This window comes from Aquimarina sp. RZ0, assembly GCF_008370685.1.
In the GTDB taxonomy this organism is placed as follows: domain Bacteria; phylum Bacteroidota; class Bacteroidia; order Flavobacteriales; family Flavobacteriaceae; genus Aquimarina.
Genome location: NZ_VTZU01000010.1, coordinates 40,043 through 62,107, shown reverse-complemented (window position 1 = coordinate 62,107; position 22,065 = coordinate 40,043). Strand labels below are relative to the sequence as shown.

Here is a 22,065-nt window from a genome sequence, read left to right as displayed (position 1 = left end):
TTCTTAGGATGATATTGTGTGGATAGAATCTTAGAAACCATATTTAATTCCAATCTGACCTCTCCATCTGGAGTTTTGTAAATCCACATTCCAGGGTTGCTCATCTTGATCAATATTAAATTGATATTGCGGTTGTTCATTTTCAATACCTACAAAATTAAGAAGACTAAAACTGGAGTTTACCACATTAGGAACAAATACCAAACGACCCCAATCCCGATTGATAAAGTTAAAGACATTAAGCATATCAAAAGATACAGTAATATGATGTCCGTTTTTTAGTTTTTTCCCATATTGTAATTTCATATCTAATTCGTGATTCCAAGGAGTTTTAGCTCCATTTCTTTCTACATAATTTCCGCGTCTGCTTCTTAGATATGAATTGTTTTCAATATAATTGTTTAGTTGTTGCCATTGTTCATTTGCTGTGGCAGTTACGATTCCGTTGTTATCCACAATATCCACTAATTGTATTTCGGTTTGATCACGAGGGACATAAATCAAATCGTTTCTGGAGGAACCATCTCGGTTAGGGTCTCCTTGATATATAAAAGAATAGGGGCTTCCTGAGCGCCCATTGTACAGGAAAGATATTCCAAGAGCATTAGATTTTCCAAAAGTAAAGTCATAAGAATGTGTAGATACTATTTTATGCCTTAGATCAAAATTAGAAAAAGAAATAGCCGGTTCGTTTCCAAAAATTGCCTGATTCCATTCAAAATTAGCAGCTGGTGAGCTTCTAACGGTACTGGAAATATCTTTGCTCATACCGTAGGTATACCCAACAGACCCTCTGTAATTCCCTAGTTTTTTAGAAACATTTGTTGTAAAATTATAACGATATCCTTTGTCAGTATTAGTTAATAAAAATACATTAGTAAAATTAGGATTGATTTTTGCCTCCTGACCGGTTTGTAAAAAATAAGGGCGATTGTCGGTACCAGCAAAATTGCCAAGTTCATTTCTGCGGTTAATAGATTGAAAAAATAATCCATTTAGTACTTCAGTATAGGTTCCTTCAATATTTAAATTCCATTGATTTGGCAGTTTTGCTTCCAGGGCAATATTAGTTTTCCATTCTCTGGGAAGCGTAAAATCATTATCTATAAGGTTGATCTCAGCAAGGTTGGGTTGTACACTTCTTAAATCGCCGAGATTCTCTATCAATGGAGTAGTTTCTGTAGGACGTAAATCAATATTAAAATATTCTGTTCCAGAAATATATTCTACATACGCAAACCAGAGATAAGGAATACGACCAGAAAAAAGACCTGTACCTCCACGTAGTCGATAATTATGATCTGCATCTAATGAATAATTAAATCCAATTCTAGGATTTATTTGTGGGGCTTTGGATATTTTATTATCAAACTGACTAAATTCTGGAGTATTGAGAACCTCTTGACTTATGGGTAAATCGCTGGGCAGGAACTGCGCATCCAGCCGGATACCTGCTGTTACAGAAAAGGTATTAGAAACCCTGAATTGATCTTGGACATATAGAGCAGTTTCTATTACAGAGACCGTAGCTGATGGGCGATTACTTACAAAATCAAAATCATTATTATTGATATTATAAACACCTCTGATACGTCTGGGTCTATCCTCTAGAAAATCTTGTACTGAACGATACTCCCATCTTCCGTTCCAGGCAGATAAGAATCCATATTTTATATCATGAAATTGAGCTAGCCCACCGGCGGTTAATGTGTGTTTTTTAGAAGTGTAAGAAACTTTGTCTGTGAATTGTACTGTAGAGAAATCGGTATTATATACGGATGCTTCCCGATAGGTTCCTGCAAAAATACGGTTGGTAGAATTAGAAGCAATCTGGATATGCGGAAATACACGCCCGTCAAAATCTCTATCTTCTTTAACGGTATTGTAGCCTAAGGTAAGTTGATTCGTAATACCATTACTAAAATTAGATTTTAATTCTAATGCAAGACTATTGGCAATACTATTATGACGATATCCCTGATTTCCGAAATTGAATATAGAAGCGTTCCACTCTAAATTATCAGCATAACTATTTACATAATTATTACGTAACGTAAGCTTATGCTGATCAGAAATATTATAATCCAAACGAGCGAATATTTTGGTACTGGCTGTTTTAATAGAGGCGTCGGTAAAAGTACCAGGATCATAATTATATTCAGAGATTAAGCGATTGGCAATTGCCTCAACATCTGCTGAAGAAATATTAGAAGTAGTACTTCCCGGAGCGTTTAATACCGGATTATCAGATAATGCTTGCTCTACATTTAGATAGTAAAAAAGTTTATTTTTAATAATAGCCCCTCCAACTCCGCCACCAAATTGCAAATCATAAAAATTAGCTTTCTCTTGTTTAATTCCGTTAGCATAGGTACCCAGTAAAATTTGATTATTCCCGTAAGTATACACTTCTGCATTTGTAGTATTAGTACCATTTTTAGTGACCAAATTAATGCTGGCTCCACTAAAATTACCAATACTAACATCAAATGGGGCAAGTTTTACGGATAGTTGTTTTACAGCACCCAGCCCAATAGGTTGTGATCTGGATAGACTTCCGGGTGTTCCATTAGCAGAAGAACCTGCAGCGCCACTGGCGGATTCCTGAAAACCAATAACATCATTATTAGCAATGCCATCAATATTGAGATTGTTAAACCGATTACTGGCTCCTCCAAAAGAATTAAGATTATTCTCAGTCAAGTTTTTTGTAAGATCCTGAATACTTCGGTTAATCGTGGGGGTGGTTCCGATTTCTCGTTTTCCCAGAATAACTTCATTTCCATTTTTTTGTTTTTTAGAAGTACTCGTTACCACTACTGCTTCCAATGATACGCTATCTTCAGATAGTATAAAATTTTTGATAGTAGTATTCCCTAATTGAATAGTAACATTTTCTTCGTTGATCGATTGATATCCTACAAAAGAAATGTGTAATGTATAGGTATTGGATGGTGATAAATTTGAAATATTATAAAAACCATTTTCTTCAGAAATAGTACCATATTTATAATTGGTAGCTATATCAATGCATTGAATAGTGGCAAAGGGTATAGGATTGTTTTTTGTGTCGGTTAGTACTCCCTGAAGGGTGCCTGTTGTCTCCTGAGCAAATGAAAAAAGTGGAATAAGAACTATAAAAATAACTTTAAAAAAAAGCTTCATAAACTTAAATTTGATAATGACTTGAGAATAATGAATACAAAGAGTATCGAATATCATACCTCATACAAGGACGTATAATTATACTATTAGAAATACCTCTATAAGAAACAATTATTTCAAGTTTTTAATAAAATAAATATGTGTGATACCTTAGAAAAATATCTTTGTGAACTGAGATTAATCGATGTTAAGAAGTACTAGAAGGAGATCCCTTGTTGTAATAACTTTTTAGGGTGACAATAATTAAAATCTCTATAACAAAGGAATCAATAATCCTCCTTTTTTGAAGTAATTTTTGAAGTATTAAATATGTTTGTTTTAATTCAAAATATAATGAGCTATATACTTTTTTAATATCACAAATCTGATCCAGATCGTATAAAAAATCTAATTGGACATAGGTTGATGGATAAGATTCCAGATATGCGCAAAGTTCTTTTCGTACATGAGATGAATTCCAGGAGAATTCTAAAAATTGCTGGTAACAGAAAGCTTCTTTATGAAGTCCCATAATATAAAATCCACCATCAAAAGAAGGGCCAATAACACTTTTGCCCTGCTGTAATGCTTGTATTGTTTTGGTTATGTGGTTTTTGTGTAAATTAGGAGTGTCATTGCCTATGGTGATAACAGCGTCATAACCTTTATCATATATTTTTGTAATAGCATTACAAAAACGTTCTCCAAAACTACTACCTTCTTGCTTTTTTTCATCAAATAAAAAATATTCCAACCCTGTTTTATCAAGAATGTTACAAATTCTGGAAGTAAATTTTTGCTGAAATAAATTATTCTTAAGAAAAGGCTTTCTTTTGATTTCTTCTTCCTGAGAAAGGGCAAAGACAATAACTGCAGTTGATTTTTTGAAATTAGTCAAAAGAAATTTTTAATTTTAGATATAATAATAATATCATTCATCCATTGAATTTACTGGTGTTTAAAGCATAATTTTCTTTTACAGTAAGTTCAAAGGACAAATCGTATAAGTCTTTAGAAAATTATAAAACTTACGGCCTAAAAACAATTTATTTTAAAACATTTTTGCTACTCATACAAATAGAACTAGAAGAGTGTTGCTATAATTCGGGTATATACGCGGCAATATTTAATCTATAGAATTCCTCGACGCTCTGCGTTGGGGTTAAGAGGAAAGTTTGAAAACCTAAGGTTTTCATCAAACTAAAAATAAACTTTCTTTCGTTGAATACCTCAATGGCTCTGCCTCGGGGATTATTTATTACCCGGATACTCAAAATAAGTCCATTCATCCACATACTTATGTAAAAACTCCACTAGAACATAATAATTTTTGTTTAATCCTATATTTTTATAATGATCAACAGATAAGCGAACAGTTATAGTTTATACAACAGAAACAGAAATGTGAAACTAATGGGGTAGATACTAAAAAGGGGATATGTACTGTAGTAGAAACTGGCTGTAAAATGTATAGACTTGATTTTAGTAACGGAATTCCTTCTATATATGGAGTGCAGTTTGCAAGTGTCAATGATTTTGAAGAATATATCTCTGTAGTTATTCATGGTGAATACTCATCTGCTATAGAAATTGATATGAGTTTTAACGATTTAGAAATAGATGGTAAAGTGTTGGGAGTTTCTTTTGAGGGGAAAAAGAAATAATTTTAGTAGGTAATTTTATTTGAAAAATAATATTACCAGACAAGTTTTAATTTATTTGAGTTTGTTTTATTGTGAGTGTTTTTAGACAAAAGGGTGATTTCTGGGCAGTAACATATTTACATATATGCCAAGGATATCAGGCGAACTATGTTCGCAAAAATATCGAGGGTGGGGACCCTCGGTATTTTTTTTAGTTAGGTGTGAACTTTGTGGAATAATATAAACTTATAAAAAGGGTTCTAAAAAACTAATCAGTTTTGTCCCTGATGCATTCCAGCGAATTCCGTGACCACTGGGAATTCGAATTTCATAAACATATTTATGCTTGTAATGATAAAAGAGGTTCCACCAGCTTTTGTTGTGGATCATATTAGAGAGAAGAGTATTCACCTTTTCTTCTTTGAATTGTTCTTCATTTCTCCCCAAAAACAATCATTAGATCTATCTGAATGTTTTTATCCAGAAGCAAGAAAGCAAGAAAGCAAGCACTATTCAGGGCAATCATATTTAAAAGATAAAAATCTCTGAGATAACTAAAAAAGTAATTTTTGATTACAATTATCTTTGGGTTATTATTCAAGATGAGTTCATAGTAAAGATATTTTGCATAGTACAATAATAGATAAAATATTTTGGAGGTATTTAATTTATTGTAGATTACATGTTTAATCTATAGTATATTGTTTCCCCAATTCTACTACTACAAACAAAAATCAAAAATAAGTGAAAATTTACACCTGAAAATGTAGGGTTTTGATAATTATGGCTGTTATATAAATAGATAACTTTAACCATAACTCATAAGATTTATTCACTATGAAAAAGAAATTTATTTTTATATATTAATTAGACTTAGCGTACTTCTCCATAGTATTTTGGTTTTTTTAAAACCTGAAAAATCCCAAAAAGTTAATATAGGGAGGTGTTATAAACCTTAAATTTCTTCATAAGGCATATATAAAAGCAAGCCCATTTATAGAAACATTATGGTTTACTAAATCAGAAAGAAAATCTAGAGAACTCTGTGTTAATAAATGCCCTGAGAAAATGTGAAAATTAAAGCTGGAAATGCCTAATAATTTTAATAGGGGATATAAACCCTAAATAAACTTATTTATATGGAAGAGAATTATACGACTTCTGGGTTGCGTTCTTTTAAAGAAAAAAAATTGAAGTCATTTTCTTTTAAAGGAATATGTGAAGAAATAAACTTAAATCTCAGTTATTCTTTACTTGAAAAACAATCATTATTAACACCTTCTTTGATCGAGAACTTTGGTGAAATATATGTTTTAGAAAAAAGTAGTTTAGATCGATTAGAAAGCGATAAAACATATCTGAGAATATCTGAAATAAGGCAAAAGAAAACTAATTATAAGTTACTTGATGCAAGTCTTAGGATTTTTAAAAAAAGCCTTCCAATTAAGTTGATCAATAGTCTTCAAACTATGGATACCCCTTTTGGGAGTCTATTAAAACAAAATAACATTCAAATTGAAGTAAATGATCTACATATTTCACTTCATCAAAATATAAATACAGAAGCATTTCGTTTAGGCAGAAATTACATTATGACAGATAAAAATACTAATAAAAAAATCTGTTACGTTCGAGAAATATTGGTAGAAGAGATGTTCCTATTAAGAGCTAATATTGAATAATTTAACAATTAAAAAAAGTAAGATGTACGATTGCATTATAATTGGAGCTGGTCCATCAGGTATTGTAGCTATTAAAGAACTAATAGAACAAGGAATCACAAACATCTTATGCTTAGAAAAATCTTTAAAATTAGGGGGTACATTTTCTCAGGCTTATGATAATTTAAAATTAACATCTTCAACTACTTTTAGTATGTTTTCGGATTTTTGGGTAGGAGATAATGGTATCAATAAATTTTGGACAAAAGATGAGGCTGTAGAGTATTGGTCAGATTACTCTAAAAATTTTGAAGCTGATCAGCATATAAGATATAAGAGTAATGTGACAAAAATTGAGAGCATAGGAGACAATGATTTAGGGGAAAATGGATGGAAAGTTTCTCTAGAATCAGAGAATTCTTTTTTGTGTAAAAGAGTTATACTTGCTATTGGAAATAACAGAATCCCTAAATATCCTAATTGGAAATCAGAGCTGCAAAATATAAACTTCGTTCATTCTAAATCATATAAAAATGCAATTCCTTATAGAGGCAAAAGAGTACTTATCGTTGGAGGAGGTGAATCTGGCTCTGATATTGCCTTAGAAGTCTCTAAGGTAGCTCAAAAATGTTGGGTAAGTCTTAGAAATTCAACAGGTTGGGTTGTTCCTCGTAAAAGAGGAGATGTAGCATCAGATAATTCTACACATAGAGCTATTTGGAATCTTCCATTATCACATGGAACTATACTTAGTAGACGACTGATCAAAAGAGAAAGAAGTCAGAATAAACCAATCTTCAATGCTGTAGTCAAATTAAATTCATTAGTTACTTCAAAATATGGAATAAGAGGTATTTATGGCACAAAAACGCTGGCATTACCAAAAGCTATGGCAAATTATGGCTGTGAAATTGTTCGAGAGGTTATTACTATTGAACAAGGAGGGAAAAAAATACATACTTCTGATGGGAAAATTTTAGAGGATATAGATTTTATTATTTTTTCTACAGGCTATGAAAACAGTAAAATCGAAATGTTACCTAAAGAACTTCAGAAAACTGACCCTAGAAATTTATATAAACATATGATAAACCCTCTAATTGAGGACAGATTTATTTGGCTAGGTTGGGTTAGAGCAGGCTTTGGAAGTCAGTTTCCTATTATAGAAATGCAAGCACGGCTAGCTTCGCTAATAATATCTAAAAAACATAAACTACCCCCACTTATAGAAATGGAGTGTATTATATCTAAAGATAAAGCAGAAAATCTTGAACGGTTTCAAGAAAATGCCTACCGAATAAGAAGTCTGGTTGACTATCATAATTTTATGGATGATATGGCTGAAGTTATTGGATGTACTCCACCCCTAACTAAATACTTCTTTAGAAATATCAAATTATGGATAAAATTAGTCTTTGGGCCAACTCAATCAACTCAATTTAGATTAAAAGGACCTGGTCAAAAAAATAAACAAGCTATCCAGATTATAAATAAATTACCCGAGGTGCGCTTAAATAAAGTTATTAAAGAGGGGATAAAGGGGAGAATACGGTATAGTTTTAAAAGTTTTATTAAAACGTCTTAATAGCTGTGTATCAATTTATCTAAATAGCTTATAGATATAAATTGGCATTTAAAACAACAAAAATAGTACTTGATGAAGTACACAAAATCAATTAACAATTAACTAATTAAAATTTAAATAATGTTTGACTGTATTATTATAGGAGCAGGCCCAAGCGGTATAGTAGCAGTAAAGGAACTACTAGAGAATAATATAAAAAATATTTTGTGCTTAGATCAATTTGAAAAATTAGGAGGCACGTTCTCTAATACTTATGATAATTTAACACTTACTTCATCTGCAATTTTTAGTATGTTTTCTGATTTTTGGATAGGTAATAATAAAAAACATACTTTCTGGACAAAAAATGAAGTAGTAGATTACTGGTCAGATTATGCAAAAAAATTTAATGTAACAGAACGAATTAGATTTAAAAGTAAAGTAATAAAAGTTGAAAGTAAAATAGTGTTTAATTCAAAAAAAGAATATTGGGAAGTAAGAATAGAATCTGGAGAAATATTTACCTGTAAACGACTGATATTAGCTATTGGAAACAATAGAATTTCAAAATACCCTGCCTGGAAAAATAAACTGACGAATGTGTCTTTTTTACATTCTAAAAACTATAAAAACAATAGTTGCTTTGTTGATAAACGTGTCCTTGTTGTTGGAGGGGGAGAATCTGGTTCTGATATTGCATTAGAAGTCTCCAAAGTGGCTGAAAAATGCTGGGTTAGTTTAAGAAATTCTACTGGATGGATAGTGCCAAGAAAACGCAATGGGCACGCTGCTGATATTTCTACACATAGAGGTATCTGGACTTTACCAGCAGAATTTGGTAAGGAATTGAGCAAAAAAATACAAAAAAAAGAAAGATCAAGAAACAGTCCAATTTTTGATGCGGTCGCCGAGTTAAATGATTTTATAGACCCTGAATATGGAATAAGAGGTGTGTATGGTACAAAAACGCTGGCATTACCAAAAGCCATGGCAAATCATGGTTGTGAAATTGTTAGGGAAATTATCACTGTTGAACAAGGAGGAAAAAAAATATATACCTCTGATGGAAAAATTCTAGAAAATATAGACATCATAGTTTTTTGTACAGGTTACAAAAACCTTGTCTCATTCTTACCTGAAGAATTTCAGGAATGTGACCCACGTCATATGTATAAGCACATGTTTAACCCTAAAATTCTTGATAGAATTATATGGATGGGATGGGCAAGACCAAGTTTTGGAAGTCAATTCCCTATTATGGAAATGCAGGCTAGATTACTAGCTTTGATAATTTCCGGGAAACACCAGCTTCCAAAACTTCACGAAATGGAAAAAATATCTTCTTTAGATAGATTATATTATTTGAAAATTTTTAAAGGAAATGCATATCGCATAAGAAGCTTAGTAGAATATCATCGATATATGGATGATCTCGCTCATTTAATTGGTTGCGATCCACCTTTGATAAAATATTTTTTCACTAAACCAAAGGTTTGGTTTAAAATGGTTTATGGGCCGACACAGGCTACACAATTTCGATTAAAAGGACCTGGAAAAAAAACAGAATTAGCTTACGAAATTCTTAGAAAAATCCCTGTAAGTTCTTTTAATTTTATTGTAAAGCAAGGGATTCTGGGAAGAATTAAATATGCTTTGAAAAAAGTAATAATATCAATATAGTTATTAAGAGCTTGTTTAAAAACCTTACTTCTTGAAAACAAATATTTTAAGAACCGTGAGCTTACTTCAAATTAATGTAAATATCTCGATATACTCATAATTAGAAGTGTACTCAGAACCTCAAACTATTGATTTTCAATTTGTATTCTTTTTAAACATATTCTAATCGTAAACCACTATAGTAAAGTTTACTATGGAATTTATTTTTTGTAGTACTTTCTAAAGTAAATGTTTAATCTAAAATAGTTGAAACGTGATTTATAACAACCATTTTTTAAGGTTACTCAAAAAGAAAAGACTAGTTGTTAGTTTTAAACAAAAAGAGAATTTAGATATCATTGTAACTTTATTAAAATCAAACTTTAACCTAAGCCTAATGCTTAAGTTTACTTATTTAAAACTTGCAATAATTTTATTGCTAATTTGGGCAGTTTCTATTACTCTTTTAGATGAATGGTATTTGTTAAAAGAATTTTGGGAAGTGCCTTTAACAATGACTTTAGGTAGTTTTGTTGCTGGCTTTTCAGCAGAAGGAGGTGGTGCTATTGCATTTCCGATTTTCACTAAGGTACTTCACATAGTTCCTCTAGATGCTAAACAATTTTCTTTGCTGATACAATCGGTAGGAATGACAATGGCATCTATCTTTATTTTATATAAAAAAATTCATTTTCATTCTTTTGCAATATTTCCGGCAGTTTTAGGAGGAATCTTAGGTCAGCTTATTTCATTTGCCTCAGGATTGTCTATAGAGAGTAATCATTTAAAATGGATATTTACCATTCATATTACAGCATTAGCCATTGCGCTGATTATAAAACAACTTTTATTTGTAAAAAGTGTAGATATTATAAAATCAAAAAATAAGAATAAGATACTTTTTTTTACAGGGATATTAGGAGGGGTTTTAACTATCAACATTGGTTCAGGAGCAGACTTAATTGCTTTTATAATACTTACCCTCATCTTGAATTCAAAAGAAAAAAAGGCAACACCAACTACAGTAATAATTATGGCCTTAAATTCTATAATTGGAGTAATGCTAATATCAGCTTTTGGAAACTGGTCTAGTTGGTCTGTAAACGCTTGGAAAACCGCTATTCCTGTAGTCATATTTGGAGCTCCTATAGGGGCTTATTTTGCATCACTAATAAGTAATTCGCTTATCATTAAATTTTTAATAAGTCTTATTATAATCGAAGTGATTAGTACCATTTGGTTAGTGCCTATGCCAAGTTGGGTTATTCCTGTATTTATGAGTATGTTAATTATAATTTTTATAACAACTTATGTTGTGAATAATAAACTAAACAATAAGGTGTTGTGATTCTGGTTAATAGTAGCCTGATCTAATTGTTTTATAAGACTACTAGAATCTGAACGTTTTAATTTTCTCTTCTCGCGATGCCAAACTGAGCTTTAGGTAGACACGTGTAATCAATTCGCTTGAAAATTGTATACCAATTGTATAAAATTTCTACAGTATGATAATCATAAAAAAGGTTCTAAAAAACCAATCAGTTTTGTTCCTGTTGCATTCCAACGGATTCCGTGACCACTGGGAATTCTGATTTCGTAGACGAGTTTATGATTGTAATGATAATACATATTCCACCAGCTTTTGTTTTGGATCATATTAATGATTAGGAGGTTTACTTTTTCTTCTTTCTCAGCAGAATTACCTTTCATTACTCCCCAGAAATTATCAGTAGATCTGCCGATATGTTTTTCCCAGGCTCTGGTAGCCATACAGATTTGATTATTAAACGGAGCAAAACAACTACTAAGTAACGTTTTTGTTGACGGCGGAATAGCTTTTTCGTTTTTTAAGGAGGTAGAGGTCCATCGTTGTCCCATGAGTATCAATAAATATTCAAAAGGTGTGGTTTCTAAATTATTTGCCCAATCTTTTGGTGTTGGATTTTTATTTTTTAATAAGCATTCAAAATTTTTGAATGCTTCAGATAGTGAAGCTGTTATTTCTTCATCAAAATGAGGAGGTGGTTTTTTTGAAGGGATACCATTCTGGATATACCGCTCTATATTTTTAGAAAAAGTAATTAGATGTTCTTCTACTAAAAAAGCGGCATACTGTTCCTTCCATGAATCTGAAAGGAATTGTACGCTGTTTTGTATGGTTTGGTGTAGGTTCATTTTTGTTTTGATTGACACCCAGGTATTGTTATTTATTTCTTCTTTTCTTTCTCCAGGGAGCATTAATCTGAAAATCTCCTGCCATAATGCATCCATAAGGTATAACTTCATCAATTACATTGCCTAATCCAAATTCCTGCATTTGTGCTCTCACAGTCGCAGCATTTTTATATGCACTGGGTAATTCTGAAATATCAATTTCTTCAGAGTAGAACCTAATATCAAGTCCTTTAGTTTCGATCTCAAAGATTTGGTCTCTACGCTGTCCTTCTTTGTTTCTTTTATGCTGCGTTCTACTCAAATTTCTTCCAGCTCCGTGAGGCGCAAAACCCAGGTTGTTCCCGCTTGTCTTTCCTTCTACAATCAATACAGGTTCTGCCATATTGAGTGGTATTAATCTGGGTCCCGTAATATCTGGCATGAATTTGCTATCAAGAGGAGTTGCACCTTTGGCATGATAAAACAAATCTCCATCCTTGAATACAAAATTATGTTCATTCCAATATCTATTTTTTGCTTGTATCTGTAATTTTTCTACTGTAGTATTATGAATACATTCGTGATTTAATTTTGTCCATTTTCTAATAGTTTGCAGGGCTGACCAATAGTTTTGTCCTTCTTCTGTATCAAACGGAATCCAGGCATTCTGCTTTAGCGTATCCGGAGATAAATCTCTTCTGAACCTATCTGCAATATACATTCCTTTTTTATACAATCTGGCACCAACACCTCTGGAGCCATGATGCGTTATCATCATAGTGTTTCCTGTTTTTGCAGAAGTGCCGATGAATAAGAAATGATTTCCATCTCCTTGTGTTCCCATATGTTCTCGTGCAATACTAATATTTTTATCTGTATACAGAAATGGATTTGTTTTAAACTCAGCAATTAATTCAGCTGTTAATCTATATTGCTGACCTTTTGGTCTTCCTCCGGGACCAAAATGTGTACTGGAGTATGCAGCATTCATTAATTTTTTTGGGTCAGTTTTTCCAAAATCAGTAAGCATTACAGAACAGCAAATATCGGCACTATGCATTCCTGGATGGAGTGCATTTTTAGTAACCACCACACCGCCTACTGGAATCGTTCCAATAGATCCTGATGGACATGCATCTGGCATTACGGCTCCATTTACAACTGTTGGTGTTTTCATTAATTCTTTCATAGAAGTAATTACAGACGTTACATTCCTTTCTTCGAGTTCATTTTCTGCCTTGATATTAATGCTAAAATCTATTGGTGTTTTATGTAATTTCTGGAGGGGAGGCAATTTATATTGTTCTAAATAGGTGTCTAGCGCATTGCCTTGTAACTGATGAGTGTTTATGTAGTTAATGGCTTCTGGAAACCATTTTGCGGATCTAAACCCTAAATCTATTAATGTTTTTCCTGTAATGTTTACTTTGTTTTCCATCTTCTTATAATTAATAAAGCAAAGTTGAAATAGTATTACGCAGTCTTTATGCGTAGTAAAAAGATATCTGCTTATTATGTCACAATCGGGGAAATTAAAAATATTTGTGTTTTTTGTACATTATTTTTTAATCAAATACTTAGTGTGTGTTCGGAAATACAGCAAAATCAAAATTTCATCAAAAATCTTTCAAATTATGAAAATCGTCTATTTCTGACCAGATACTAATCAGAAGATCTAAAAACGACAACAGGTATTATATGGAAGTTTTAGAATAAAAAATATCAGAATACGGCAATGCTACAATGTACTCGATAATCGAGATTTAAATGCTCCAAGACTTGCTCCAGAATCGAAATATTTTTTTTAATAGATAGTTTAGTGATCTTATTATTAGTTTGTTATCAAAGAAAAGCTCTACCCGAGACTGTGCTCTATGATCATTAGAAAACAAAAACTTATTTAGTCTAAGTACTGAAATGACTATATTTTTGATCCTAAAATGTTACTTATACGATTTGTGATTAAAAAATTCGTATAAATTGATTGAATTATTTTTTCTTTATGCAAGGCAAAAAAATCAAGCATAGCTATAGCTACGGTTTATTTTTTAAACGAAGTAGAAAGGAAAAAGAAACGATGAATATGCGAAATTTTTAGTTATAAATCGTATTATAGAAAGTCAAGACGAGTTCATAAAACTAGATTAATACCAATTCAAACAACAATGGTATTATTCACAGGCATATTCACGTTTATGAGATGACTGTAGTTTTCTATACAAAGGATCTTCTTCAATCATTGCTGCTAATTGTCTTTTGGCTTCAAATTTCTTTTTTCGTGTATACCCTTCAGAGTATCCTGTGATTGTAGCAATTTCTTTCATACTCTTTCCTTCAAAAAAGAGTTGTAGTATCTTCTTATTTGTTATGCTAAGTTTTAAGAAGTATTTTCTGTATAGATGTTCCTGATCTTCGTTTTTTGATTCGTCTACTGTGGTGTAATCCATTTGTAATTCCTGTAAACTCTCAACATCATTTATAATGAGTTTCTTTTTTTTGCGTAACCTATTGCGCCACATGTTTTTACAGACACCATAAAAATAGGTTCTGATAGAGGAGGTAATCTCTACAGATCCAGAAGATAGTTTTTGGTAAAGAAATACTAACGCGTCCTGAAAAATATCTTCTACATCTTCTGGATTTCCATAGTTTTGTGTAATATACCCCTGAATATATCTGAAATTATCTCTGTAAAATTTTTTTAATATTACTTCGTCTCCCTTAATGATTCCAGCAATGATTATACGATCCTTATCCATTCTTTAGAATTTTATTATTCCCTGTACAAACATAAGATAGCTTTGGGATATGTCCTTACAGATTTCCGTAATGGAGGGTGATTTTTCCGATTTTATTGATCCCTCCATTTAACTTATCTTCCGTTACACCAGATGATATCCTTGATTAATTGATATATGTTAGACTTTCTGTTAAAGAAAAGTTGTGTAAAGAGGAGAAAAAAATCTTTTATTAGAACTACAATTACAGTCATTGGCGAAGAATGTGTTCTTTATCAAAAAAATGACATAGAATTTTTATAATAATCCCAGATCTTTAACGATTGCGACTAAATGTGTAGTATTTTTTGCTTTAAAATTATCAAAAAGCCTACTGATTCTTTTATCAATTGTACTTTCACTATTTGGTGTAATATTTTTTGATTTTAGGGTTGCTGCGATTTCTTTTTTGGTAAATCCGCAAGAGAGTTCTTCCAGCAGCAGCATATCAAAATCATCCAGATTGATAATGGTGTTTGTATCCAAATGATCTCTTAGTAGCGGGGGCACTACTTTTTTCCCCTGATATACGCCGTTAACACATTCGATTAATTCTTTTACCGAATGCTGACCTTTGCAGACATAGCCGTTTATAGCAAGTTTTTCGAACAACATATTGATCCTGTCCGGTCTGCTTTCCTGAGAGTATACAATTACTTTGATATCAGGTTGTATAGTCCTGATATCCTCAATTAATTCGATACCAGAAGTTCTGATCTGTTTTTTATGATTCTCTTTAAAAGAGAGGTCTGTGATCAAAAGGTCAAAGAGATCACCATCCAGATTTGCTTTTCTGAATTTCAGGTAGGCATCATCACAATATTGTGCTTCGTGGATATTATGGATTCCTATACCATCATTCAGCACTTTTACAATACCTTGATTGGCAATTTCATAATCTTCTGCTACCAATACTTTATCAAACATATTGACTCTTTTTTAATTAGGGATCTGTATGGAGGCTTTAAAGCCTTTTTCTTTTTGAGAGTCAAAGATAAGTGTTCCATCAATTGCCTGGATACGCTTTTCCGTATTGCGGAGTCCATTTTTTTGATTTAGATCTTCTTTTGTCATACCAATACCGTTATCCGAATACTTGATCGTGATATGTGTAGTGTCTACAGAAAATATAATAGCAACCAGGTCTGCTTTGCTGTGTTTTTGCATATTGGTCATCAGCTCCTGCAATACTCTGTAGACCGTGATTTTGATATTTTTATCTATTGCCTGCCACTCTATTTTTTCAAAACCTCTGAGAATTAACTGGATGTTGTTTTGGGTATAGTTTTGTAGCATATCTTTGAGCTCTAATGGGTAGGTTTCATCGGTTTCGAACTCGCTGTTTTCTCTGGAGATATCCCTTGCTTTGTTGTAGCTTTTATTGAGTTTTTCTACTATCTGTGGATCGTGAGGATCGTGCTGGTATTGTAGCATCACCTGAAAAATATCATTTCCCAGTTCGTCGTGGAGTCGTTTAGAGATCCGGGTTTCGGTTTCATAGGCTGTCTGGAATTGTACCATTTTATTTTGCTGTGCCAGATATCGGGTGCGTTGACGAGAGAAGTAGATGACAAAACCGATCAATGTAATGAGTAATAACATACCAAGCAAGTAGATGGTATTTTGGTTTTGGACTTCTGATATTTTTTTATTTTTCTGCTCATTTTCTTTTTGCAGGTTTTCATTTTCGAACCTGGTTGGAGCGTAAATTTCCCTTGTTTTTTTGCGAACTTCCATTAATTTAAGACTCACATCTTTAAAGAGTCTATGATCCTCTATAGAGTTTGGATCTAACTCGGTAATTAAGGTAAGGATTTCCAGTAATGCTTCATAATCATTTAGACCGTTTAAACTTTGATAAGCTTTTTTAGCGTGATATAGGGATTTTGTGGTTTTTTTATCTTTATAATATTTGGTAAGATATAGATTGCTAGAAAATAAACCCTCTACAGTTTCTTTTTGTTTTCTTATTTGTAATGCTTGTAATAATAATTTTTCGCTATCAGAATTCTCTGGATTCTTTTGAAATTTAATGTACCCAAGATTACTTAAAATTGTTGGGTATATAAGTAAATCATTTTTTACATTTTTATTTTTTAATAGCTCCTCAAGTATTTTGATACTTTCAGTAAATTTTTTTTGACCAGCAAGGATATTAGCACGAGTATTTCTAAAGATAATCATATCATTAACTCCAATTTTTTTCAAAATAATAGAGTCTTTAACCAAATGAAGTATTTTATTATTCCAAATTAGAGCATCTTCATAATTCCCTAATTCATAGAAAGATATAGATATGCCATGATACAATGACAAAATAGAGTTATACTCAGATGAGTTTTTTAGATAAGATAAACCATCAGTAGCCATAATTTTACTAGCATTATGATCTCCTAACATTCGTTGAATATTTGCTAACACCTGTAAACATTTACCAGCATTAATACTGTCTTTTAGATTTCTACGAATTTTAAAAGATTTATTAAGTTGATCAAAGGCTTTTAGATATTTTTCTTGTTTTTTATTAAATACACCTAATTTATAGTATGATTTTCCTATATAGAGACTGTCTTCATTTTGCTGAGCATATTGTAACATGATTTTGGAATGCTGAATAGCTTTTTCTATATCACCGTATCGATAAAGCATATTCGATTTTAATCTGAGTCCCTCATAATATAGAGAATCAATTTGAAGTTGTAATGCACCATTTATGAAATTGGATATGGCTTCCAATCTTCTAGTTTCTGAATAAGAACGTTGGGAAGCAATATCATAATAAGCTTTTATAGAATCTATTTTTTTAGTAACTAAGGAGGATGCTGAGTCATTTTTATTATAATTGATATTACAGGAACTATTGAGGATACCCATTAAAATGCTCAAAAAAAAGAGGGATGTAACTTTAGATAGTTTCATCCCTCAAAAGTACTAAATTTTATAATTTGAAATTAATCCAAATCTTCGTTTGTTTCTATATTGCCACCTTTACTACTTATTACTTCAGTATTGATATCATAGTCTTCTATGGGATCTGGAGTACAAGACACAAAGTTTATAGATAGTAGTAGGGCTACCAGTATATATTTTAAAGTTTTCATATTGTTAGTTTTTTTGTTGTGTTCCGTAGGGTATACTCATAGGTGTCAACCCTAGATGGATATGCAGTTACATATCTACCTATGAGAAATGATCAGTAAGCTTGGGAAAGTGAATCTTGCTACAGTTGCGATACCCTACTTTCCCTTTTTTGGGTAGCAGCAAACTGTAGTTTGGATGGTATAATGGATCGGTATTTATTATTTTTATCCTCGACTATATCGAAGGATCGAAGCAATTTTCATTGATCTCTTTTATAATTAATTATATGGAAAGGGAGTTTTAAAAAAATCTTTTTTTTTGACACCTCTCCTCAAGATCTAAGAGCTTGTTTAAAAACCTTACTTCTTGAAAACAAATGTTTTAAGAACCGTGAGCTTACTTCAAATAATTAAAATATCTCGATATTCTCATCATTTGAAGTGTCCTCAGAACCTCAAACTATTGATTTTCAATTTGTATTCTTTTTAAACATACTCTAAGCGTACATACGGATCATAAAATTTTTGAAAAAAAGGAGATACAAATTCTTTTATTAAACAGTATTGTATATGTGTAGTTTGCTATTTGCAAGCTTGTTATACCGCTACTGTATAAGGATTCGTTATACGCTCCTGAATGACGTATTGCTCTTCTATTTGTTTTTTTTCGTCTTATAAAGACTTTTTATGATCTCATTTTCTATTGCTTACGAAATCCAATAAATATGCGAAGTGAATTTGTCTGTCAATAACACCTCACGAGGGTTCATACTCATAAAATCTATTGCTTTTTCTGGAGTAGTCTTAACAACCGAAGTGTATAATCCTATCTCACAAAAGCTGCCGAATGCCTCGACTAGCAGATAATTTCTGATCTCCTGCTCCTTTTTTGATATTTGGTTAAACTTCATTGTAGTATCTTTTAGTTGTTAATTGTTATACAAATGTCAGGTAGTAGTACGTAATCTTTTTGCGTAGTAAAAAATAATTGTTGTTTTTTACAAAAAAGTATAAAAAATGGCTTCTAATAAAAATGCATTAATACGGTATAAAACCATTGATCAGTGTTTGCGTAACACTTTTAGGAAATGGATGCTTGATGATTTGATTGATGCATGTTCTGATGCTTTATATGAGTACGAAGGAAAAGATGTATATGTAAGTAAACGTACGGTACAACTGGATATACAAATAATGCGGAGTGATAAATTAGGCTATAATGCTCCTATAGAGGTATATCAACGCAAATATTATCGATATGCAGAAAAGGACTATAGTATTATGAATATTCCGGTAACGGATCGTGATATTAAGATTATGAATGAATCGATACAGATTTTAAGACAGTTTAAGGATTTTTCTCTTTTTAAGGAGATGGGCGGTGTATTAGAGCGGTTAGAAGATTCTGTATATGCAACTCAGAAAGACAATACTCCTATTATTCATCTGGAAAAGAATGAGCAGCTTAAAGGATTAGAGCATATTGATACAGTATATCACGCAATTCTTAACAAAAAAGTACTAAAAATTATTTATAAATCGTTTAAAGCGATAGAACCAAATGAATTGCATATTCATCCACAGTTGTTAAAAGAATTTAATAATCGCTGGTTTTTATTAGCTGTTGGTCATAAAAGAAAACAATTAACCACTTTTGCTCTGGATAGAATTATGAGCATTACGAATACTAAAGAAGGTATTGAATATATAGATCAGCAGATTGATGGAGATGTATATTATAAAAATGTGGTGGGCGTTACTGTTTCTGAGAGTGTGCGACCAGAGCTTATAAAATTTAAAGTAGATAAACGAAATTCACCATATGTGGTGACCAAACCCTTTCACGCTTCACAGGAAATTATCTCACAAGATGCGCACGGGACTGTATTTAGTATTACAGTTCAGCCAAATTTTGAGTTGGAACGGCTTATTTTGGGGTTTGGTGATAGTATAGAAGTTCTAAAGCCAAAAAGATTGAGAAAGCGAATTCATGAGAAACTAAAAAGAGCTATAGAGGCCTATCAATAAGCCAGCGAAAAGAGTGTTGATTTTATATCTTTTGCCTAGTAAAACTGCATTTTTTTATCTGATTTTTTGAAACAGTAATAGTAGCAAATTCTGATGAATTGTGTTTGAATGCACTACACCTGTATGTCTTATGAATACTTCGAATCACTATAGATGATATTATCCAAAATACCCGCCAAATAGTATGTGGCAAACTAAAAAAGCCAGTACAGAAAGAATGATGCCAATCAAGAAAATATTAAATGATGTACGTAAAAGTTTAAATTTTCTATCCATGGTTTTACCCAGATAAAAAGTATCTCTTGCAATCGTTTTATACAATTCATCACCTTGATTCATAAGACTAGTAATCTGTTCTATATATGCGGTTTCTTCCATCTCATGAAAATTACCATAAAACATAAGGTTGTTAGTCTGTCGGTCGCCATGTTTGAGCTCTGGTCTGGTCGCAACAACGGCATAGGCAATCGAGATAAGATTGGTGATTAGAATCAGAATGGCTGGATATATTAAATGCGGATCTTTATCTAATTGATTCAGTACAGTGCCTAAAATTATAGAAAGAATCAATGCATTGATAGAAATAAGGATATTTGATTTTCTATCAATCATAGCATTAAGAGTATACTGATTTTTTGATAATAACCTGAATAAGGTTTCTACTCCTTTTTCGGGTCTTGGTTCTATTTTAGAGAGCTTTTTCTTTAATGCTTTTAATTTATCTTTATCCAGGTGTAATTCTTGCATCAACAATTTGTCCTTTACTTTTTCTATTTTCTTTACTTCAATTTCTTTTTCAGGTTTTTCCATAATGTACAAATTAGCAATACCAGTTTAGAGCTTGTTTAAAAATCTTACTTCCTGAAAACAAATACTTTAAGAACCGTGAGCTTACTTCAAATAATTAAAATATCTCGATATTCTCATTATTTGAAGTGTACTCAGAACCTCAAACTATTGATTTTCAATTTGTATTCTTTTTAAACATACTCTAATTTTAAAACTTATAATAGGGTATATCTTGAACTCATCTTGGGTAATACTTTGACCTATTTCATTATAGTACAAAAGCCAAACTTTTCGGTTGAAAACCACTACTCAAGATGAGTTCGTTATGCGTATAGTTTTTTAACAAGTTTTCCGATACTCAATCCTTGTATGATAATAGAGAATACTACTACAACATAGGTAGTATACAAAATGACATCGGCAGATGGGCTATCGGCAAGACTTAATGCTAATGCCAGGGAAATTCCTCCCCGAAGTCCTCCCCAGGTAAGTATGGTAACTGTTTTGATAGGGCTACCTTCTGAGTGTTTTAATAAAGAGTAGGGTAAGAATACAGAAATAAATCTAGCAATGAGTACAATCACAATTGCGATAAGGCCTAATGTCAAATGATTCGCATCGAATTTGAGCAGGTGGATTGCTAATCCAATTAATACAAATAGAATACCATTAAATACATCATCCAGGACTTCCCATATTTCATTAAGTAGTTTTCTTGTAGGCCCTTTGTTGGTAGCAATATTTAATTTGGTACCGATGATCATTCCGGCAATCACCATAGCCAAAGGTCCTGAAACATGGATGAGAGAAGCAACCGCATATCCACCCATTACGATAGCAAGACTGATCATAACTGCCAGTTGCGGGTTTTCTTTTACAGATTTGATGCCTTGATACCCAATAAAACCAAGAAGTGCGCCATATACAATACCGCCAACAGCTTCTTCCAGAAATAGTTTGCCAATTTCAGAACCAATAGATCCTTCCCCATGATGTTCACCCATTCCGGTAAGGATAAGTATTCCCGAAAAAACAACTACACCGATTCCGTCATTAAAAAGAGATTCTCCTTCAATTTTAATTCCAAGGCTTTTAGCAATAGTTGCTTTTTTGAGTATTGCCATAACTGCAATTGGATCTGTGGGTGAAATCAATGCTCCAAATAATAGGGCGTGTAAAAAAGAAAGCTCAATACCAATAAATTGAGCAGCTCCAAAGGTCAATCCACCAACAATAAAAGTAGAAATAAGAACTCCTAAAGTGGCAAATAACAGAATCGGCCACTTTTCTTTGACCAGCTCACCTGTATCAACATGCAATGCACCTGCAAATAATAAAAAACTCAAAATACCATCCAACAATAAACTTCTGAAGTCTGAATTTGTTACAATATCACAAAAGAATTGATAAAATTCTGGTAGGATACCTTTGCTTATTGTAATGATAGCAATCGTGGCCAGACTCATCAACATCAAAGCAATAGTAGCAGGCATTTTTAACCACTTATAATTGACAAAGCTGAAAAAAGCAGCAATCGAAAAAATAATACTGAAAGATTGTAACATA

General features: G+C 32.1%; 18 protein-coding genes. 6 read left to right on the top strand and 12 right to left on the bottom strand.

Annotated elements, in window-relative coordinates; all coding sequences use genetic code 11:
- Positions 1 to 30: 30 nt before the first annotated feature.
- Together F0000_RS06085 and F0000_RS06080 are read right to left on the bottom strand one after the other, a co-directional pair.
- Positions 31 to 3,165 (bottom strand): TonB-dependent receptor, encoded by a 3,135-nt coding sequence (locus F0000_RS06085; RefSeq protein ID WP_188112028.1) that lies wholly within the window; start codon positions 3,163 to 3,165, stop codon positions 31 to 33.
- Between the two features lie 187 nt (positions 3,166 to 3,352).
- On the bottom strand, positions 3,353 to 4,042 hold the full coding sequence (locus tag F0000_RS06080) for a DUF2064 domain-containing protein (RefSeq protein WP_149623824.1): 690 nt from the start codon (positions 4,040 to 4,042) through the stop codon (positions 3,353 to 3,355).
- A gap of 568 nt (positions 4,043 to 4,610) precedes the next feature.
- Between F0000_RS06080 and F0000_RS06075 the strand changes: the two genes are divergently transcribed.
- Positions 4,611 to 4,808 (top strand): oligoendopeptidase F family protein, encoded by a 198-nt coding sequence (locus tag F0000_RS06075; RefSeq protein ID WP_149623823.1) that lies wholly within the window; start codon positions 4,611 to 4,613, stop codon positions 4,806 to 4,808.
- A gap of 225 nt (positions 4,809 to 5,033) precedes the next feature.
- Here F0000_RS06075 and F0000_RS06070 read toward each other — a convergent pair whose 3' ends face one another.
- On the bottom strand, positions 5,034 to 5,234 hold the full coding sequence (locus F0000_RS06070) for a hypothetical protein (protein ID WP_149623822.1): 201 nt from the start codon (positions 5,232 to 5,234) through the stop codon (positions 5,034 to 5,036).
- Positions 5,235 to 5,926: 692 nt separating this feature from the next.
- Between F0000_RS06070 and F0000_RS06065 the strand changes: the two genes are divergently transcribed.
- The 4 genes from F0000_RS06065 (at position 5,927) to F0000_RS06050 (ending at position 11,019) form a co-directional block, all read left to right on the top strand.
- A complete protein-coding gene (locus F0000_RS06065) occupies positions 5,927 to 6,469 on the top strand; it encodes a hypothetical protein (RefSeq protein WP_149623821.1) in 543 nt (180 codons plus the stop codon).
- 22 nt (positions 6,470 to 6,491) lie between these two features.
- Positions 6,492 to 8,033, top strand: a complete 1,542-nt coding sequence (locus F0000_RS06060; RefSeq protein WP_149623820.1) for an NAD(P)/FAD-dependent oxidoreductase — start codon at positions 6,492 to 6,494, stop codon at positions 8,031 to 8,033.
- A 120-nt stretch (positions 8,034 to 8,153) separates the two neighbouring features.
- Positions 8,154 to 9,692, top strand: coding sequence for an NAD(P)/FAD-dependent oxidoreductase (locus F0000_RS06055; protein WP_149623819.1), 1,539 nt, complete (start codon positions 8,154 to 8,156; stop codon positions 9,690 to 9,692).
- Positions 9,693 to 9,945: 253 nt separating this feature from the next.
- Positions 9,946 to 11,019, top strand: coding sequence for a sulfite exporter TauE/SafE family protein (locus F0000_RS06050; protein ID WP_149623818.1), 1,074 nt, complete (start codon positions 9,946 to 9,948; stop codon positions 11,017 to 11,019).
- 164 nt (positions 11,020 to 11,183) lie between these two features.
- Here the strand turns inward: F0000_RS06050 and F0000_RS06045 are convergent, their stop codons facing one another.
- From F0000_RS06045 to F0000_RS06020, 7 genes are all read right to left on the bottom strand, one after another.
- Complete coding sequence (locus F0000_RS06045; RefSeq protein ID WP_149623817.1) at positions 11,184 to 11,957, bottom strand: hypothetical protein; 774 nt, start codon at positions 11,955 to 11,957, stop codon at positions 11,184 to 11,186.
- Positions 11,875 to 13,263 (bottom strand): RtcB family protein, encoded by a 1,389-nt coding sequence (locus F0000_RS06040; RefSeq protein WP_149623816.1) that lies wholly within the window; start codon positions 13,261 to 13,263, stop codon positions 11,875 to 11,877. Before F0000_RS06040 ends, F0000_RS06045 begins: the two co-directional genes overlap by 83 nt.
- Positions 13,264 to 13,996: 733 nt before the next feature.
- The gene (locus F0000_RS06035) at positions 13,997 to 14,584 is read right to left on the bottom strand and encodes an RNA polymerase sigma factor (protein ID WP_149623815.1); all 588 of its coding nucleotides are present in this window, start codon (positions 14,582 to 14,584) and stop codon (positions 13,997 to 13,999) included.
- Positions 14,585 to 14,860: 276 nt separating this feature from the next.
- Entirely contained in the window at positions 14,861 to 15,529 is a 669-nt protein-coding gene (locus tag F0000_RS06030; RefSeq protein ID WP_149623814.1) for a response regulator transcription factor, read from the bottom strand.
- Between the two features lie 12 nt (positions 15,530 to 15,541).
- Entirely contained in the window at positions 15,542 to 17,521 is a 1,980-nt protein-coding gene (locus tag F0000_RS06025) for an ATP-binding protein (RefSeq protein WP_149623813.1), read from the bottom strand.
- Positions 17,522 to 17,553: 32 nt separating this feature from the next.
- Positions 17,554 to 17,703 carry a hypothetical protein gene (locus F0000_RS27625; protein WP_188112026.1) on the bottom strand — a complete coding sequence of 50 codons (150 nt, stop codon included), beginning with the start codon at positions 17,701 to 17,703 and terminating at the stop codon, positions 17,554 to 17,556.
- Between the two features lie 686 nt (positions 17,704 to 18,389).
- Positions 18,390 to 18,593, bottom strand: a complete 204-nt coding sequence (locus F0000_RS06020) for a hypothetical protein (RefSeq protein ID WP_149623812.1) — start codon at positions 18,591 to 18,593, stop codon at positions 18,390 to 18,392.
- 106 nt (positions 18,594 to 18,699) lie between these two features.
- Between F0000_RS06020 and F0000_RS06015 the strand changes: the two genes are divergently transcribed.
- On the top strand, positions 18,700 to 19,710 hold the full coding sequence (locus tag F0000_RS06015; protein ID WP_149623811.1) for a YafY family protein: 1,011 nt from the start codon (positions 18,700 to 18,702) through the stop codon (positions 19,708 to 19,710).
- Positions 19,711 to 19,869: 159 nt separating this feature from the next.
- Here F0000_RS06015 and F0000_RS06010 read toward each other — a convergent pair whose 3' ends face one another.
- Together F0000_RS06010 and F0000_RS06005 are read right to left on the bottom strand one after the other, a co-directional pair.
- Complete coding sequence (locus tag F0000_RS06010; protein ID WP_149623810.1) at positions 19,870 to 20,520, bottom strand: Pycsar system effector family protein; 651 nt, start codon at positions 20,518 to 20,520, stop codon at positions 19,870 to 19,872.
- A gap of 302 nt (positions 20,521 to 20,822) precedes the next feature.
- A complete protein-coding gene (locus F0000_RS06005; RefSeq protein ID WP_149623809.1) occupies positions 20,823 to 22,064 on the bottom strand; it encodes a sodium:proton antiporter in 1,242 nt (413 codons plus the stop codon).
- Position 22,065: the final 1 nt, after the last annotated feature.